This window comes from Synechococcales cyanobacterium CNB (assembly GCA_030263455.1).
GTDB lineage: Bacteria > Planctomycetota > Phycisphaerae > Phycisphaerales > UBA1924 > CAADGN01.
This window is the reverse complement of the sequence record SZOZ01000010.1, coordinates 1-15,876: the sequence shown is the minus strand read 5'-3', so window position 1 is coordinate 15,876 and position 15,876 is coordinate 1. Positions and strand designations below refer to the sequence as shown.

General features: G+C 71.0%; 15 protein-coding genes and 1 pseudogene. 15 read left to right on the top strand and 1 reads right to left on the bottom strand.

Annotated elements, in window-relative coordinates:
- Nucleotides 1-123: 123 nt before the first annotated feature.
- From ccoN to ccoS, 8 genes are read left to right on the top strand one after another with little or no spacing between them, the layout of a single operon-like run.
- Entirely contained in the window at nucleotides 124-2,421 is a 2,298-nt protein-coding gene (ccoN, locus tag FBT69_10850; GenBank protein ID MDL1905289.1) for a cytochrome-c oxidase, cbb3-type subunit I, read from the top strand.
- The gene (locus FBT69_10845; GenBank protein ID MDL1905288.1) at nucleotides 2,418-2,597 is read left to right on the top strand and encodes a hypothetical protein; all 180 of its coding nucleotides are present in this window, start codon (nucleotides 2,418-2,420) and stop codon (nucleotides 2,595-2,597) included. Before ccoN ends, FBT69_10845 begins: the two co-directional genes overlap by 4 nt.
- A complete protein-coding gene (locus tag FBT69_10840; protein ID MDL1905287.1) occupies nucleotides 2,594-3,181 on the top strand; it encodes a c-type cytochrome in 588 nt (195 codons plus the stop codon). Before FBT69_10845 ends, FBT69_10840 begins: the two co-directional genes overlap by 4 nt.
- 30 nt (nucleotides 3,182-3,211) lie before the next feature.
- Nucleotides 3,212-4,642 carry a cytochrome c oxidase accessory protein CcoG gene (gene ccoG, locus FBT69_10835; protein ID MDL1905286.1) on the top strand — a complete coding sequence of 477 codons (1,431 nt, stop codon included), beginning with the start codon at nucleotides 3,212-3,214 and terminating at the stop codon, nucleotides 4,640-4,642.
- Complete coding sequence (locus tag FBT69_10830) at nucleotides 4,639-5,175, top strand: hypothetical protein (protein MDL1905285.1); 537 nt, start codon at nucleotides 4,639-4,641, stop codon at nucleotides 5,173-5,175. The genes ccoG and FBT69_10830 overlap by 4 nt, the downstream gene beginning before the upstream one ends.
- Nucleotides 5,172-5,957: a sulfite exporter TauE/SafE family protein gene (locus FBT69_10825; protein ID MDL1905284.1), complete on the top strand. Its 786-nt coding sequence runs from the start codon at nucleotides 5,172-5,174 to the stop codon at nucleotides 5,955-5,957. The genes FBT69_10830 and FBT69_10825 overlap by 4 nt, the downstream gene beginning before the upstream one ends.
- A complete protein-coding gene (gene cadA, locus FBT69_10820) occupies nucleotides 5,954-8,410 on the top strand; it encodes a cadmium-translocating P-type ATPase (protein MDL1905283.1) in 2,457 nt (818 codons plus the stop codon). The genes FBT69_10825 and cadA overlap by 4 nt, the downstream gene beginning before the upstream one ends.
- The gene (ccoS, locus tag FBT69_10815; protein ID MDL1905282.1) at nucleotides 8,407-8,571 is read left to right on the top strand and encodes a cbb3-type cytochrome oxidase assembly protein CcoS; all 165 of its coding nucleotides are present in this window, start codon (nucleotides 8,407-8,409) and stop codon (nucleotides 8,569-8,571) included. Before cadA ends, ccoS begins: the two co-directional genes overlap by 4 nt.
- Here ccoS and FBT69_10810 read toward each other — a convergent pair.
- Nucleotides 8,566-12,210 carry a mechanosensitive ion channel gene (locus FBT69_10810; protein MDL1905281.1) on the bottom strand — a complete coding sequence of 1,215 codons (3,645 nt, stop codon included), beginning with the start codon at nucleotides 12,208-12,210 and terminating at the stop codon, nucleotides 8,566-8,568. The two genes, ccoS and FBT69_10810, sit on opposite strands and share 6 nt — an antisense overlap.
- 69 nt (nucleotides 12,211-12,279) lie before the next feature.
- Between FBT69_10810 and FBT69_10805 the strand changes: the two genes are divergently transcribed.
- From FBT69_10805 to FBT69_10775, 7 genes and pseudogenes are all read left to right on the top strand, one after another.
- Nucleotides 12,280-12,858, top strand: coding sequence for a sigma-70 family RNA polymerase sigma factor (locus FBT69_10805; GenBank protein ID MDL1905280.1), 579 nt, complete (start codon nucleotides 12,280-12,282; stop codon nucleotides 12,856-12,858).
- A 58-nt stretch (nucleotides 12,859-12,916) separates the two neighbouring features.
- Nucleotides 12,917-13,315, top strand: coding sequence for a hypothetical protein (locus FBT69_10800; GenBank protein ID MDL1905279.1), 399 nt, complete (start codon nucleotides 12,917-12,919; stop codon nucleotides 13,313-13,315).
- Between the two features lie 18 nt (nucleotides 13,316-13,333).
- Nucleotides 13,334-14,056 carry a lamin tail domain-containing protein gene (locus FBT69_10795; GenBank protein MDL1905278.1) on the top strand — a complete coding sequence of 241 codons (723 nt, stop codon included), beginning with the start codon at nucleotides 13,334-13,336 and terminating at the stop codon, nucleotides 14,054-14,056.
- Nucleotides 13,747-14,598, top strand: coding sequence for an NADH-quinone oxidoreductase subunit NuoE (gene nuoE, locus FBT69_10790; GenBank protein MDL1905277.1), 852 nt, complete (start codon nucleotides 13,747-13,749; stop codon nucleotides 14,596-14,598). Before FBT69_10795 ends, nuoE begins: the two co-directional genes overlap by 310 nt.
- A gap of 21 nt (nucleotides 14,599-14,619) precedes the next feature.
- Nucleotides 14,620-14,976: a hypothetical protein gene (locus tag FBT69_10785; protein MDL1905276.1), complete on the top strand. Its 357-nt coding sequence runs from the start codon at nucleotides 14,620-14,622 to the stop codon at nucleotides 14,974-14,976.
- 35 nt (nucleotides 14,977-15,011) lie between these two features.
- Complete coding sequence (locus tag FBT69_10780) at nucleotides 15,012-15,242, top strand: hypothetical protein (GenBank protein ID MDL1905275.1); 231 nt, start codon at nucleotides 15,012-15,014, stop codon at nucleotides 15,240-15,242.
- A gap of 81 nt (nucleotides 15,243-15,323) precedes the next feature.
- Nucleotides 15,324-15,455: pseudogene (locus tag FBT69_10775) on the top strand (cellulose-binding protein).
- Nucleotides 15,456-15,876: the final 421 nt, after the last annotated feature.

The following is a 15,876-nucleotide window of genomic DNA, read 5'->3' as shown; positions in this document are numbered from 1 at the left end:
ATCGCGGACAACACCGGTTGACTATATCGCATTTGACGATAAGTATATCCGCTGTATCGGCCTCCCTGCACCGAGATTTCGGGGGGATTGCCAATCATCCCCATCCGAAAGGGGTTTGTTTGTATGAGCGAGACGGCCAGTGCGGATCGGGGGCCAGCCGATGGGGCAGGCCACGCGGGCATCATGGAGTCGTTCGTCTATGACGATGCCATCGTCCGCAAGTTCATGCTCGCCACCATCGTCTGGGGGCTGGTCGCCACGCTCGTCGGCCTGATCCTCGCCGTCCAACTCGCCCTGCCGGCCCTGAACCTCGGCCTGCCCTGGCTCACCTTCGGCCGCCTGCGCCCGTTGCACACCAACGCCGCGATCTTCGCCTTCGCGGGCAACGCCATCTTCGCCGCCGTCTACTACTCGACGCAGCGCCTCTGCAAGGCCCGCATGTTCAGCGACATGCTCAGCGCGCTCCACTTCTGGGGCTGGCAACTCATCATCGTCGCCGCGGCACTCACCTTGCCCCTGGGCATCACGCAGAGCAAGGAGTACGCCGAACTCGAGTGGCCCATCGACCTGGCGATCGCCGTCGTCTGGGTCGGCTTTTTCGGCGTGAACTTCTTCGGCACGCTCGCCCGCCGACGCGAGCGGCACATGTACGTCGCCCTCTGGTTCTACATCGCCACCATCGTCACCGTCGCCCTCCTCCACGTCTTCAACAACCTCTGGCTGCCCGTCGGCCTGACGCACTGGATCAGGTCCGGCGAGATGCCCTCCGCCGCCCTGCTGCTGAAGAGCTACCCGCTCTACGCCGGCGTGCAGGACGCCTTCATGCAGTGGTGGTACGGGCACAACGCCGTCGCCTTCTTCCTCACAACCCCCTTCCTCGGCCTCATGTACTACTTCATGCCCAAGGCCGCCAACCGCCCCGTCTTCTCGTACCGGCTCAGCATCGTCCACTTCTGGTCGCTCGTCTTCATCTACATCTGGGCCGGGCCGCACCACCTCCACTACACCGCCCTGCCCGCCTGGGCCAGCAGCCTCGGGATGCTCTTCTCCCTCATGCTCTGGATGCCCAGCTGGGGCGGGGGCATCAACGGCCTGCTCACCCTCCGCGGCGCGTGGAACAAGGTCACCACCGACCCCGTCCTCAAGTTCTTCGTCGTCGGCATCACCTTCTACATGATGGCCACATTCGAAGGCCCCATGCTCAGCATCAAGAGCGTCAACGCCCTCAGCCACTACACCGACTGGACCATCGCCCACGTCCACTCCGGCGCCCTCGGCTGGAACGGCTTCATGACCTTCGGCATGATCTACTGGCTCGCCCCCCGACTCTTCCGCGCCGAACTCTGGTCCAGACGCCTCGCCACCGCCCACTTCTGGACCGGCACCGTCGGCATCCTCCTCTACGTCATCTCCATGTACACGGCCGGCATCACCCAGGGACTCATGTGGCGCGCCTTTGACGAGACCGGCCGACTCGCCTACCCCGACTTCGCCGAGACCGTCGCCCGCCTCATGCCCTTCTACTGGATCCGGGTCGCCGGCGGCCTGCTCTTCATCGCCGGCTTCGTGATGATGGCCGTCAACGTCCTGATGACCTGGAAGGCACGCCCCGCCGTCTACGAGGACGCGGTGCAGCACGCCCCGCGCCTCACCCGCGACTACCAGGACGAGCCTCCCCCCCCGCAGCGCCTGACGAACGTGATCGCCGCCGGGCACGCCATCGACCGCTTCATGCAGGGCGCGTGGCACCGGCGCTGGGAGCGAATGCCGCTGCGCTTCACGGTCTGGGTCGTCATCGCGGTCGTGGTCGCGTCGCTCTTCGAGATCATCCCGACGTTCCTCATCCGCTCGAACGTGCCGACGATCGCGTCCGTGCGCCCGTACACGCCCCTCGAACTCGCCGGGCGCGACATCTACGTCTCCGAGGGCTGCTACAACTGCCACTCGCAGATGATCCGCCCCATCTTCGCCGAGACCAAGCGCTACGGCGAGTACAGCAAGCCCGGCGAGTTCGTCTACGACCGACCCTTCCAGTGGGGCAGCAGGCGCATCGGGCCGGACCTCGCCCGCGTGGGCGGCAAGCAGTCGCACCTCTGGCACCTGCTCCACTTCGAGAACCCGCAGCAGCTCGTCCCGCAGTCCGTCATGCCCCGCTACCCCTGGCTGCTCGAGGCCGAGATCGACTTCGAGGGCATCCAGGCCCGCGTGGACGCAATGGCGATGCTCGGCGTGCCCTACGGCGAGGCGGTGCAGCGCGCCCCGGCCATGGCGCGCGAGCAGGCCTCTCGCATCGCCGAAGAGCTCGTCCAGCAGGGCGGCCCCGAGGGCATGCAGACGAAGAAGGTCATCGCGCTCATCGCGTACCTCCAGCGGCTCGGCACCGATATCTCACGCGACCCCGAGGAAGGAGCCGCGCCGTGAGCCTCTCGGACGTCGTCGGCAACGCGGGGCTCGCCGTCTGGGCCGAGGCCGGCCTCGTCATCTTCTTCGGCGCGTTCGTCCTCGTCGCGCTGCGCGTCCTCACGCGACCACGCGACGAGATGCGCCGCCACGCCTTCATCCCCCTCGACGACCCCGGACCCGGAGAGAACCGATGAGCCACCAAGACCGGCTGATGGAGCACGAGTACGACGGCATCCGGGAGTACGACAACCCGACGCCGGGCTGGTGGCACGCCATCTTCATCGGCACCGTCCTGTTCTCGATCGTCTATTTCACCTTCTGGCACTTCAGCCCCATGGCGTACACGGTCCACGAGGCGCACCAGGCCGCCGTCACGCGCGAGTTCAAACGCCTCTTCGCCGACCTCGGCGAACTGACCCCCGACCAGCACACGCTGCTCACCGTCACCACCGACGACCGCTGGCGCGCCGTCGCCTCCGGCGTCTACACCGCCAACTGCGCCCAGTGCCACGGCCAGCGCGGCGAGGGACTCGTCGGACCCAACCTCACCGACGACCACTACAAGTGGGTCAAACGCGTCGAAGACGTCTACGGCGTCGTCGCCAACGGCGCGGCCGCAGGCGCCATGCCCGCCTGGGACAAGCGCCTCTCAACCAACGAAATGATCCTCGTGGCGTCCTACGTCGCGCGCCTGCGCGGCCAGAACCTCCCAGGCCCGCGAGGCCCAGAGGGAGACGCCATCCCGCCATGGCCAAGCATCGAGGGAAGCACGCCGTAAGGGGGCGGCGAGAGTTCCGGGGAGAGTCCGATGACCGCCGTCGATCGACAGCATGAGCGGGTGCTCTCGACCCTCAACGCCGACGGGAGCCGACGCTGGCTGAAGCCCAAGCCGTCGCGCGGACGCTTCTGGCGCAGGCGCAGGGCCGCCGCATGGCTCCTCATCGGCCTCTTCACGCTCCTGCCCTATCTGAAGATCAACAACAGGCCCGTCATCCTGCTCGACGTCGCACGCCGCGAGTTCTCCCTCTTCGGCGGCCTCTTCTACCCGACCGACACGCTGCTCCTCGCCCTCTTCGTCGTCGGCGTCTTCCTTACGGTCTTCCTGCTCACCGCCCTCTTCGGACGCGTCTGGTGCGGGTGGGCCTGCCCACAGACCGTCTACATGGAGTTCGTCTACCGCCCCATCGAGCGCTTCTTCGAGGGCGAGCCGGGACGCACACGCAAGCGCGGCGCGTGGCGCACCCCCGCCAAGTACGCGGTCTATCTCCTCGTTTCCATGTTCCTCGCGCACACCTTCCTCGCCTACTTCGTCGGCGTCGAGGAACTCGCGCGATGGGTCCGCCGATCGCCAGCCGAGCACCCCGCCTCCTTCCTCATCATGGCCTCCGTCACCGCCCTGATGATGTTCGACTTCTGCTTCTTCCGCGAGCAGACCTGCATCGTCGCCTGCCCCTACGGCCGATTCCAGTCCGTCCTCCTCGACCGACGTTCGCTCGTCGTCGCGTACGACCCGAGGCGCGGCGAGCCGCGCGGCAAGGCGAAACGCGCCGCGACCACCATCGCCCTCCCCGTCGTCAGCGCGAACGGCAAGCCCGCCGAACGCACCACGGGCGACTGCGTCGATTGCTTCAAGTGCGTCGCCACCTGCCCCACCGGCATCGACATCCGCGACGGCCTCCAGATGGAGTGCATCCACTGCACCCAGTGCATCGACGCCTGCGACGAAGTCATGGAACGCCTCGGCCGACCCCGAGGGCTGATCCGCTACGGCTCGCAGGCCGGCATCGAGGGCGAACGCGCCCGGCGATTCCGCCCACGCCTGCTCATCTACCCGTGCCTCCTCACTGCGGTCGTCGCGGGCATCCTCGTCTCACTCTCGCGCATCGAGGCCGCGGACGTCACCGTCCTGCGAGGGCCGGGCCTGCCGTTCAACGTCCTGCCGACAGGCGAGGTCTCGAACCAGGCGATCGTCCGCGTGCGGAACCGCACCCGGGCTGAAGTCGGCTACGAGGTCGGCGTGCCGGGCGTTGAGGGTGCGCGCGTCATCGCCGTCGAAAGCCCTCTCCGCGTCGCGGCCGGCGCGCTGCGGAGCGAGGCCGTCTCCATCGTCCTGCCCGCCGACGCCGTCACGCAACGCCGGACCGACATCACCCTCCGCGTCACGGGCACCGACGGCTACACCACCGAGACCGCATTCCCCTTCTTCAGCGCAGGCAGAGAGGCAGGAACCAGGCGATGAGCGCACACGCCACCAACCGCGACGACGGCCGCGTCGGCGGCATCCCCGCCCGGCTCTTCTGGCCCGGCATGGTCGTCGCCCTCATCTCCATCAGCCTCTGCTTCGCCGGCGTCACCGCCTTCGTCGCGCTCACCGACCCCTCCTTCGCCGTCGAGCCGGACTACTACGACAAGGCCCTCCGCTGGGACGAACGCCGCGCGCAGGCCTCCCGCAACGAGGAACTCGGCTGGCGAATCGAGGTCGAGGTCTCGGCCTCGCCGGACCCGCTCGGCAACCGCGAGGTGCGCCTGACCGCCCTCGACGCCGACGGTCGCCCGATCGAAGGAGCCGCCGCGAGCGTCGAGATGTTCCACCACGCACGCTCGTCGCAACGCATCGTCGCAACCCTCACCGAGTCCGCGCCGGGCGTGCTCGTCGGCCCAGCGCCGATCGCGCGTGCCGGCGCCTGGGAAGTCCGATACGAAGTCCGGCGCGCGGGCGAAGCCTTCATCGGTTCCGCCGAGGTGCGCGTCGCGGGAGGGCAACCACGATGAGCCTTGCCCTCATCGGCGCGGTGCTCGCCGCCAGCCTGCTCGGCAGCGCTCACTGCGCGGGCATGTGCGGCGCGTTCGTCGCCCTCGCCGTCGGCGCGGACGACGCCAGGACCGTGCCGCGTTCCCTCCTCCACGCCGCGTACAACGGCGGACGGCTGGCGACCTACCTCACCCTCGGCGCGATCGCCGGATTCGCCGGCTCCGCCCTCGACCTCGGCGCGTCGGCCGTCGGTGTGCAGCGCGCAGCCGCAGCGCTCGCAGGCACGCTCATGGTCGTCTTCGGCGTCGGCCAACTCCTCCACCTCCGAGGCGTGCGCGTCCCGTGGTTCAAACCGCCCGCGCCCCTCCGGCGCATCCTCACCACGGCCCACCGCGGCGCGTTCGCCCTGCCGCCAATCGCCCGTGCGAGCGCGATCGGACTCCTCACCACGCTCCTCCCCTGCGGCTGGCTCTACGCCTTCGTCATCGCCGCCGCCGGCACGGGCGACTCCTTCCTCGGCGCCGCAGCGATGGGCGCGTTCTGGCTCGGCACCCTCCCGATGATGGTCGCCGTCGGCGTCGGCGTGCGCACCATCACCGGCCCGCTCGGACGCCGCCTCCCCGTCCTCATGCCGATGCTGCTCGTCGCCGTCGGCCTCGGTTCCGTCCTTGGTCGCGTCACACTGCCCACGATGCACACAAGCGACACGAATGTCGTCGGCGTCGCGGGTGCGATCGACCACGTACGCGCCACGGACCATCAAGACCTGCCGTGCTGCGCTGAGTCGGGGGACGAGCCGTGACCCCGGCGATCGCCGAACGCGAGACCGTGAAAGCGGCGAGCGCGCCCGCACCGCACTGCGCACACTGCCACCTCCCTGTCCCCGCCGGGCTGGTCGAGCCGGACGCCCAGCGCCAGTTCTGCTGCGAGGCATGCCGCACCGTCTACGCAGTCATCCACGGCTGCGGCCTCGAACGCTACTACGCCCTGCGCGAATCGCTCGCACAAGCAACCGGCGGCCCCGCACGCTCCACCGGCGCACACTACGAGGAGTTCGACGACGACGCCTTCACCCGCGCCTTCGTCCGCGAACGCCACGGCGGCCTGCGCACCGCGGAACTCTTCCTCGAGGGCGTCCACTGCGCGGCCTGCGTCTGGCTCGTCGAACGCCTCCCGCGCCTCCTGCCCGGCGTCGCCGAGGCGCGCCTCGACCTCGGCCGCTCACTCGTGCGCGTCGCGTGGGATCCGTCCCGCGTGCGCCTCGGCGAAATCGCCCGCACGCTTGACCGCCTCGGCTACGCCCCGCACCCCGCACGCGACGCGCGATCGCGCGAGGCCGCCAGGCGCGAGGACCGCCGCTTTCTCGTCCGCATCGCCGTCGCCGGCGCGATCGCCGGCAACTGCATGCTCCTCGCGCTCGCCCTCTACAGCGGCATGGTCAGCGGCATCGAGGCCGAGTTCCGCCAGTTCTTCCGATGGACGAGCCTCGGCCTGGGCCTCCTCTCGCTCGCCTGGCCCGGCCGCGTCTTCTTCCGCGGCGCGATCGCCTCCATCCGGGCACGCGCCCCGCGCCTCGACCTGCCAATCGCCATTGGCCTCGCCGCCGCGGGCCTCGTCGGCGTCGTCAACGTCCTGCGCGGCGAGGGCGACGTCTATTTCGACGCGCTCACCGTGCTCGTCTTTCTCCTCCTTTCCGGACGATGGCTCCAGCACCGCCAGCAGCGCTCCGCGGCCGACGCCGTCGAACTCCTCTACTCGCTCGCCCCCGCCTGGGCGCGCCTTGTAGGCCCCGACGGCACTTCGCGCCGCGTCAGCGCAGCGAGCCTCCGCCCCGGCGACACCGTCGAGGTCCGCGCCGAGGAAGCCTTCCCGGCCGACGGTGTCATCGAATCCGGCCGCACCGAGATCGACGCCTCCCTCCTCACCGGCGAGTCACGCCCCATCGCCGCCGGACCCGGCGACCGCGTCCACGCCGCGACCACCAGCCTCGCCGGCCGCGTGCTCGTGCGCGTGCAGGCGACCGGCGCTGAAACCCGCGTCGGCCGCCTGATGGCCGGCGTCGAGGACGCCGCACGACGCCGCGCCCCCATCGTCGCCCTCACCGACCGCATCGCGGGGTGGTTCGTCCTCGTCGTCACCACGCTCGCCGCGATCACCTTCTCCCTCTGGGTGCGCCACGACCCCGCAAGGGCGATGGAGTCCGCCCTCGCGCTGCTCATCGTCACGTGCCCGTGCGCGCTCGGACTCGCCACCCCCCTCGCGATCACCGCGGCCGTCGGGCGGGCCTCGCGCCGCGGCATCCTCATCAAGGGGGGGGCCGCCATCGAACGCCTCGCCCGACCGGGCGTCATGCTCCTCGACAAGACCGGCACCGTCACCCAGGGCCGGCTCGCCGTCGTCCGCTGGGAGGGCGACTCCGACGCCCTCGCCCTCGCCGCCGCCGTCGAGCGAGACTCCTCGCACCCCGTCGCGCGTGCCATCATCGCGCACGCCGGCGACGAGATCGCCACGGCGGCGAGCGGCGTCTCGCAGACTCTCGGCTCAGGCGTTCTCGGCACGGTGTGCGGACGCCGCGTCGAGGTCGGCTCCGTCGCGTTCATCACCGATCGGCCCGCATGGCTCACCGACGCGATCCAACGAGCGACCGCCGACGCGCTCTCGCCCGTCCTCGTCGCCGTGGACGGCCGCGCCGTCGCGCTCGCCGCCCTCGGCGATCCCCTCCGCGAGGACGCCCGAGCCTCCATCGACGCGCTCCGCGCCGACGGCTGGCGCGTGCGCCTCCTCTCCGGCGACCACCCGGAGGTCGTCCGCGCCGTCGGTCGCTCGCTCGGGCTTGAAGAACGCGACTGCCTCGGCGGTGCAACTCCCGAGCACAAACTCCGCGTCGTCGAGGAAGAACTCGCCCGCGGCCATGTCGTCATGGTCGGCGACGGCGTCAACGACGCCGCCGCGCTCGCCCGTGCAACCGTCGGCGTCGCCGTCAGCGGCGGCGCGGAGGCCAGCCTCGCCGCCGCCGACGCCTACCTCCGCACCCCCGGCCTCGCGCCCATCGTCGAACTCTGCCGCGGCTCGCGCCGCACCGTCGGCGTCATCCGGCGCAACCTCGCCGCCTCGCTCGCCTACAACGCCGTCGCCGTCGCGCTCTGCATGGCAGGGCTGATCTCCTCGCTCCTCGCCGCCGTGCTCATGCCCCTCAGTTCCCTCACCGTCGTCTTCCTCTCCTACCGGTCGCGGACCTTCGGGGGCGACGCATGAGCGTGATCTACCTCGTTCTCCCGCTGGCGATCGCGCTCGCCGCGCTCGGTGTGTGGGCGTTCATCCGGGCCGCGCGCCAGGGTCAGTTCGACGACCTCGAAACCCCAGCCGCGCGGATGCTGCCCGACGACGACCCGCCCGAGCGCGCCCCGCGATCATGACGCATCGCCGCCCGCCGCGCGACGCACCGAGCCGTCCTGGGCCACCGTGAACACGCCATCGACCGATCGGATGTGCAGGTCGCGCTGCGGGAAGGCGATCTCGATCCCCGCCGCACGGAAGGCCGCGTCGATCGCCAGGTGCAGCTGGTGTCGCGTCGGCACCAGCCGGTCGATCGCCGGCAGGAAGACGCGCAACTCGAAGTCCAGGCTGCTCTCGCCGAAGCGCTGGAAGACGACCGTCGGCGCGGGGTCCTTCAGCACGTTCTCGTTCGCGTTCGCGACCGCGAGCAGCGTGCGCTCGACCAGCGCGGTGTCCGACCCGTACGCCACGCCGATCGTCGTCGTCAGCCGCAGCGTCGGGTCCGACAGCGACCAGTTGATGATCTGGTCCGTGATGAACGCCTTGTTCGGAACGATCAGCTCCTTCCGGTCCCAGTCGAGGATGGTCGTCGCTCGCATCCGAATGCGCGCGACCGTCCCCGACACGTTCCCGATCGTCACGACGTCGCCCACGCGCACGGGCCGCTCGGCCAGGATGATCAGGCCCGAGATGAAGTTCGCGAAGATCTCCTGCAGCCCGAACGCCAGCCCGAACGTCAGCGCGGCCGCAAGCCACTGAACCTTCGACCACCCGATCCCCAGCGCGGTGCACACCGCCGTCACTCCCACGATGAGAATCAGGTAGCGGGCAACCGTGCTCACCGCGTACCGCGAGCCGGCGTCCATCGGCAGCCGCTTGAGCAGCGTGATCTCCAGCAGGCCCGGAACGTTGCGGGCCAGCACCGTCGTCAGCAGGATCAGCAGCGCCGCCGCGCCGAGGTCCGCCAGCGTCACCGAGGCCGGAATCGCCGCCCCGGACTCGCTCTCCGAAGCGCCCCGCGTCGGCGTCAGCGGCGGCACGCCGGGGATGCTCGGCGAAGATGCACCCGCCCCAGCCGACCCGGGCGCAGCAGCCGCGGGCGCCGCGGGCGCGGCATCCACCGCGACGGGAGCGACCAGCGCGGACACGTCGTCCACGTACATCGAGTCCAGCATCCGCACCGTCGGCCACACCTGCACGCGGTCCAGCACGCGCAACGCCGGGAGCGTCCCAGCCCACACCGAGTACAACCCCAGCACCACCGACACCGCGACCACCGCCCGGATCAACTGCCGCGTCTGCGCGTCGATCACCGGCACTTCGAGCTCGCGCTCGTCGGCCAGCGGGACCGCCTCGACGCCGCTCTCCGCCTGTTCCTGCGCCGCGGCGCGCCGCTCCTTCGCCCGCGCGATCGCCAGCCGCCGGCGCTCCACGAACAACCAGCGCAGCAGCATCGCGTACACCAGCACCAGGACCAGCAGCAGCAGGATCGAATCGACCAGCCGCACCGCCAGCTCGTGGGCCGTGTAGTGGAACCCCGCCAGCGACAGCACGCACAGCGCGAGTGGCGCGCCCACCAGCAACGGGTACCACACCCACTTCAGCCGGTCCATCCAGCCGCCACGGTTGCTCGTCGTGAAGTAGACGCCGATCGGCCCCGACGGACGGAAGAGCCTCTGGACGACCGCCGCCAGGGCCACCAGCCCCGCGATGAACGCCATCCGGCCCAGCGATTCGTTCCACGCCTCGCTCACCGTCTGCCGGTCGATCGTGCCCACCACGAACACGATCGGCCCCGCCGCGCACAGGAACCAGAGCATGTGCCGGCGCACTCGCCGCACCGTCGCCGAGGGCCACCGGAAGTGCGCCTCCGCAAGACCGTTCGGCTTCAACGCGTGCCACGCCATCAGCAGCGCGAACAGCACGTACCCCGCGCGCCGCAACGCCGGTCCCGCCGCACGCGCGATCTCCACCTGGTCCGTCGGCGCCGCGATCCACCACCCCAGCAGCAGCAACGCCGCCGGAACCGGCGCGGCCTTCAACGCGGTCAACCCCAGCGCCCTGATCGTCAGCCGGTACGAGTCCGTCGTGAAACGCCGGCACGACTCCGCCAGCTTCGCCAGCCGACGCGACGCCCACGGCGACGCGCCCCCAAGCATCACCAGCAGCAGCGCCGACAGCCCCGACGCCAGCGTGTCCGTCGCCGACCGGACCCACGCACGCCGCACCGCCTCCGGCCAATCCGGCGACGCCACCAGCCACCGCGCCGCCTGCGCCGCCTGCACAGGGTCAGGCAATGCCCCCCCCCGAACGCTCCGCAGCCACAGGATGCGCCGCTCCACGTACCCCCGGAACTGCTCCGTCGCCAGCAGCAGTTGCCTGCTCAGCGCGTCCAGCTCCGGCGCGATCCGCTCCACGTACAACTCGTGGTCGTCCGTCAGCGCGGCCAGCAACGCCCGACGCTGCGCCAGCAGCTCCCGCGCCAACTCCCGGATCGCCTGCGCCTCCGCCTCCCCGGGCGGGGGCGACAGCCCCGCGATCAGGTCCGCGATGAACGCGTCCTCGTCGCGCACGCTCGCCGCCAGTTCCTCGGCCTGCAGCAGACGCACCTGGCTGTCCGCCACCGCCGCCCGACGCTCACGCGACCGCTGCCGCAGCAGCGACTCGTCCGGAAGCCGCTCCAACTGCCGACGCAGCAACTGACCCACCGCGCTCGTCAGCCCCGCCGCGTCCACCTTCCGGCTCACCGACGCGAACTCGCGCTGCAACCGCACGATCTCCTGCGGCAACGCATTGAGCTCCGCCCTCGCCTTGGCCAGCCGCTCCGCGATGCCGTCCCGACCCGTCCTCGCGTCCGCGATCTCCTGGTTCTGCTCCGCCAGCTCGCGCAGCGCCGGCGTCAGCGCGGCCGCCTCGCGCCGAAGCCGCTGCGCCTCGCGCGCCTGCTCCTCGGCCTGCCTGCGCCGCCGCTCCTGCGCCTCCGCCTGCCACGCCGCAACCGTCGCCTCGAGCGTGGCGACACGGCGCGCCGCACGGTTGCGCTGCTCCGGCAGCACCTCGCGCCGCGCGTCGTACCGCCCACGCTCCTTCTCGTAACTCGTGATCTCCGACGCCAGCGCGCGCCGCTGCGCCAGCAGCAGGTCCAGCCGCGCTCGCTCGACCTCGTCCGCCGGCGCGGGCGCGAGGCTGATCCGCTCGTCCAGTTCCGCCAGCCTCGCCCGCCCCTGCGCCACCAGCTGCGCGATCTCCGTCCGCCGCTGCGAGCGACGCTCAGGCTCCGCCTCCAGCCGCGCCAGTTCCTCCCGCGCCGCGGCCAGTTCCGCCTGCGACTCCGCGAGCCGCTGCTCCGCGTCCTGCACCGTCGCCCCCGCCGGCAGGTCCACCACCGGCGCGGGCGCCGGCTCCGCCAGCTCCGCACGGATGCGCTCCAGCAACGCTGGCGACTCCGCGATCAGCCGGTCATACTCCGCGATCTGCACCTCGAACCCCTGCGCCGCACGCAACGCCTCGATCGTCTGCTGCAGCAGCCCCGCCAGCTCCACCCGCGCCGACTCCGGCAGGTCCGTCCGTTCGCCCACCGCCGCAAGGCGACGCTCCACCTCGTCGAGCCGCGGCGCCTCGGGCGGCGGCGTCGGCTGCGCCATCACCGGCAGCCCGACCACGCACCACGCCACCAGCGCGACGACCATCCGAAGCGCCATGCCTGCCCGTGCGTCAGCCCGCCCCATGCGATCCCCGTGTGCAAATGCCCGGGCGCACCCCGCGTCCCGTGCGTGCATCGTACCCCCCGCACGCTCGCCGCTCGTCCGCGCCGCGCCGAGTGCCGCGGGGGGCTAAGGTTGCAGGGCATGGAGGGGACTACCGCACCGCTGCCGCCGTCGGACGGCCGCGATCCCGCCGATGCCGCGCGCGCCCGCTCCGAAGAGATGTTCGACCGCCTCTACGCCGACCTGCGCCGGTACGCCCACTCCCAGATGAAGTTCGAGCGCGCCAGCGGCATCCTCCAGCCGACCGCCCTCGTCCACGAGGCCTACCTCAAGGTCCTCTCCACGCCCGAGGCCGAGTGGGAGAGCCGAGGCCACTTCTTCGCCGCCGTCGCCCAGACCATGCGACGCATCCTCATCGACGACGCCCGGCGGCGCCACGCCCTCAAGCACGGGGGGGGGCGAAAGCGCGTCCCGCTCGACACCGGCTTCTCCTCGCGCCCCGAGTCCGCCGGCGAACTCCTCGCCCTCAACGAGGCCCTCGACAAACTCGAACGCACCGACGCGCGCATCTTCCGCGTCGTCATGCTCCGCTTCTTCGTCGGCCTGCGCATCGAGCAGATCGCCGAAGCCATGGACTGCTCCCCCCGCACCGTCAAGCGAGACTGGGAAGCCGCCAAGGAATGGCTCAAGGCCGAACTGGCGGGAACCTCCCCGGAGTGAGTATCCTGCCCTCCCGCCCGCGGCACGCCCGCCGCGCCGGAGGGCAGGAGAGCCGACCATGCCGCGACGTGCATTCCCACGGTTCGCCACGCGCCTCGCGGCGTGCTCGGGCGTCGCCGCCGCGGGCGCGCTCACGCTCGGCGCCTGCAACACCACCTACACCGTGGACCTCACCAACCGCATGAGTGTCCCGATCACCGCCTGGCTCTCGCAGGACCGCCTCGTCGACGAGCCGGTCCGCCTCGCCTCGACGCGACTCGCCCCCGGCGAGAGCGCGGCCCTCGGCCCCGTCGAAGCCCCGTGGACCGACCCCATGCGCCTCTATGTTGTGCAGGCCGACGAGGCAGGACTCCCGCCGAGCAAGTTCTACGTCCGCCGCGGCTACCAGCGCATCGAAGTCGTCGCCGACGGCGACGCGACCTACGGCTCGCCTCGCTTCACCGTGATCCCGGACTGATCGCCGAAGGAGAACCCGATGCTCCCACTCGCGCTCATCGCCTTGCTCGTGCCCGCCCAGGCGCAGCAGCCGCAGCAGCAGCCCGCGCGCACTCCCGCCGGCGCGCCGCTCCACCCCATCATCACCGAAGTCCTCTACGCCGTCCCGCGCGGGCCGGAGGGCGACGCCAACCGCGACGGCCTCCGCGACGCCCTCGGCGACGAGTTCGTCGAACTCTACAACCCGCACGACAAGCCCATCCGCCTCGACGGCTACACCATCAACGACCGAAACCCCCCCGGCAGCAACCAGGTCTCCTTCGTCTTCCCCAGGTTCGAACTCCCCCCTCGCGCCGTCGTCGTCGTCTTCAACGGCGTGAATCAGACCTGGACCGGCCCCGTCGGCGACTCCACCAAGGCCCCCGACAAGCCCCACGACGACTTCGACGGCGCATGGGTCTTCACCATGAGCAACACCTCGAAGAGCACCGGCCTCGCCAACGACGGCGACTGGGTCGTGCTCCTGGACGCCAAGGGCGAGCCGGTCTCCTGCGTCACCTGGGGCAAGACCGACACGCCGCCCCCATTCCCCGACTCCGTCGTCGAGCGCGCCCCGAACGCCTCCGCCGGCAGCGTGCAGCGGACGCAGCCTCTTGCAGGCTCACCCTTTACGGCGCACCCCACCGTCGGCGGCCTACGGTTCAGCCCCGGCACCCCGCCGGGCGGCCGGCAGGCGAGCGCACCGACCGACGAGGGCCGCTGACGATGGCGTGGATCACCAAGGACTCCGCCGGCGCGCAGGTCGAACGCCGCGACGAGCCGTATCTGACCGCCGACATGCGCCGCGATCTCGACGAGCGCATCCTCCCGCGCTACGAGCGCAAGGCCGGCGCGCTCCTTCCCGCGCTTCACATGGTGCAGGAGCGCTACGGCTGGATCCCCCACCAGGCGATGATGGAGATCGCCCGCCACCTCGGCCTCTCCCCCGCCGAAGTCCTCGACACCGCCAGTTTCTACGAGGAGTACTGGCTCCGACCCAAGGGCAGGCACGTCGTCGCCGTCTGCCGGTCCATCGCCTGCGAGTTCTGCGGCCAGCAGGCCATCACCGACGCCGTCCGCGAAGCCCTCGGCATCGACGTCGGCGAGACCACCGACGACGGCGAGTTCACCCTCATCGAGCTCGAGTGCCTCGGCTCCTGCGGCACCGCGCCGGCCGCCCTCATCGACCACACCCTCCACGAGAACCTCAAGCCCGCCGACGTGCCCCGCCTCCTCGCCGAGGCGAAGCGCACCCACGGGCACTGACCCACGCGACCGGAGCCGGCGATGGCCGAGGGACAGCCCAAAGTCTGCGTCATCTGCAAGCAGGACTGCTCCGCCCGTCCGCACGTCAAGGACAGGCAGGGCCGATACGCCTGCCGCGCCTGCATCGAGAAGCAGCAGGCCAGGGCCGCCGCGAAAGCGCCCCCCCAACCGCAGACCGGCGGCACGGACCCCGTGATGGCGCGACTTGTCGAAGGCTCCGTCGCCGTGAAGTCCACGCCCTGCCCCCAGTGCAACAGCCCCATCCCCCCCGGCGGCGTCGTCTGCGTGCAGTGCGGCTTCAACACCGAGACCGGAAAGTCGATGCGCACACGCGTCACCGTCGAGGAACCTGAAAAGAAGAAGGGAAAGAAGCGATAGCCGCGCACACGCACGCTGCGCACTATCCTTCTCCGATGCCCGGCGCCCCCCGCAAGACCCTCATGCGCTCCCTCGGCGAGTTCCTCGGCGAGGTCTGGAAGGGCGTCCGCCACGACCCCGCCGCGCCGAAGACCGAAACCCTCCGCCGCGAAACGCAGGAGCAGACCCGCGACACCCCCGCCGGGCGTGTCACGCTCCGGCGCACCGTCGTCGAAGAGATGCGCATCGAGCCGCCCCCCCCCACGCCCAAGGAGCAGGCCCCATGATGCGCCACGCCGCGACGATTCTCGGTTCCGTCTCTCTCCTCCTCGCCGCCTGCGGCACGTCGCACCCCCAGTTCACCTTCCTCAACGACTCCACCGCCGACCTCGCCCTCCGCGTCTACGAAGGCCAGAGCGACACCACCACCCTCGACGCCCCCCTCGTCGGCCCAGGCGGCTCCATCTCCGTCCCCCTCGAAGCCCCCATCGACCCCGACTGGCAAGGCCCGCGCGTCCGCGTCCTCGTCGCCCCCATCACTCCCCGCGGCACAGGCGACGCCTACGAACTCGCCCTCTTCAAACCACCCTTCCGCGTACGCGCCTACGGCATTCCCACCGACCTCCGCTTCGCCGCCGGCGCGGAATCCGAACCCCCAACCGCAGCCGACATCCGAGACCGCCCCCCACCTCGCGTGCCGGGTGATGCCGTGAGGTAGCAGGGTCTGCCGTTCTGAGGCCAAAAACCAGCGAAATGCGCTTGGCGCGCGCAGGCTCTTCCGGCATACTGCCGGCGTGGGCGCCTTGTGCCCGGTTCACCGTCGCGGCGGGCCGGGTTGGTGAACGCACACCGGACATCGGGAGACCGACCATGGCAGCGACCGGCACGAAGGGCATCGCGAGGCGACTTCATTCGATCGTC

Bases quoted from the DNA above. Each gene is read 5' to 3' on its own strand.
- ccoN (MDL1905289.1), top strand. From the start codon at position 124: ATGAGCGAGACGGCCAGTGCGGATCGGGGGCCAGCCGATGGGGCAGGC.
- FBT69_10840 (MDL1905287.1), top strand. From the start codon at position 2,594: ATGAGCCACCAAGACCGGCTGATGGAGCACGAGTACGACGGCATCCGG.
- ccoG (MDL1905286.1), top strand. From the start codon at position 3,212: ATGACCGCCGTCGATCGACAGCATGAGCGGGTGCTCTCGACCCTCAAC.
- FBT69_10830 (MDL1905285.1), top strand. From the start codon at position 4,639: ATGAGCGCACACGCCACCAACCGCGACGACGGCCGCGTCGGCGGCATC.
- FBT69_10825 (MDL1905284.1), top strand. From the start codon at position 5,172: ATGAGCCTTGCCCTCATCGGCGCGGTGCTCGCCGCCAGCCTGCTCGGC.
- ccoS (MDL1905282.1), top strand. From the start codon at position 8,407: ATGAGCGTGATCTACCTCGTTCTCCCGCTGGCGATCGCGCTCGCCGCG.
- FBT69_10810 (MDL1905281.1), bottom strand. From the start codon at position 12,210: ATGCACGCACGGGACGCGGGGTGCGCCCGGGCATTTGCACACGGGGAT.
- FBT69_10805 (MDL1905280.1), top strand. From the start codon at position 12,280: ATGGAGGGGACTACCGCACCGCTGCCGCCGTCGGACGGCCGCGATCCC.
- FBT69_10800 (MDL1905279.1), top strand. From the start codon at position 12,917: ATGCCGCGACGTGCATTCCCACGGTTCGCCACGCGCCTCGCGGCGTGC.
- FBT69_10795 (MDL1905278.1), top strand. From the start codon at position 13,334: ATGCTCCCACTCGCGCTCATCGCCTTGCTCGTGCCCGCCCAGGCGCAG.
- nuoE (MDL1905277.1), top strand. From the start codon at position 13,747: ATGGGTCTTCACCATGAGCAACACCTCGAAGAGCACCGGCCTCGCCAA.
- FBT69_10785 (MDL1905276.1), top strand. From the start codon at position 14,620: ATGGCCGAGGGACAGCCCAAAGTCTGCGTCATCTGCAAGCAGGACTGC.
- FBT69_10780 (MDL1905275.1), top strand. From the start codon at position 15,012: ATGCCCGGCGCCCCCCGCAAGACCCTCATGCGCTCCCTCGGCGAGTTC.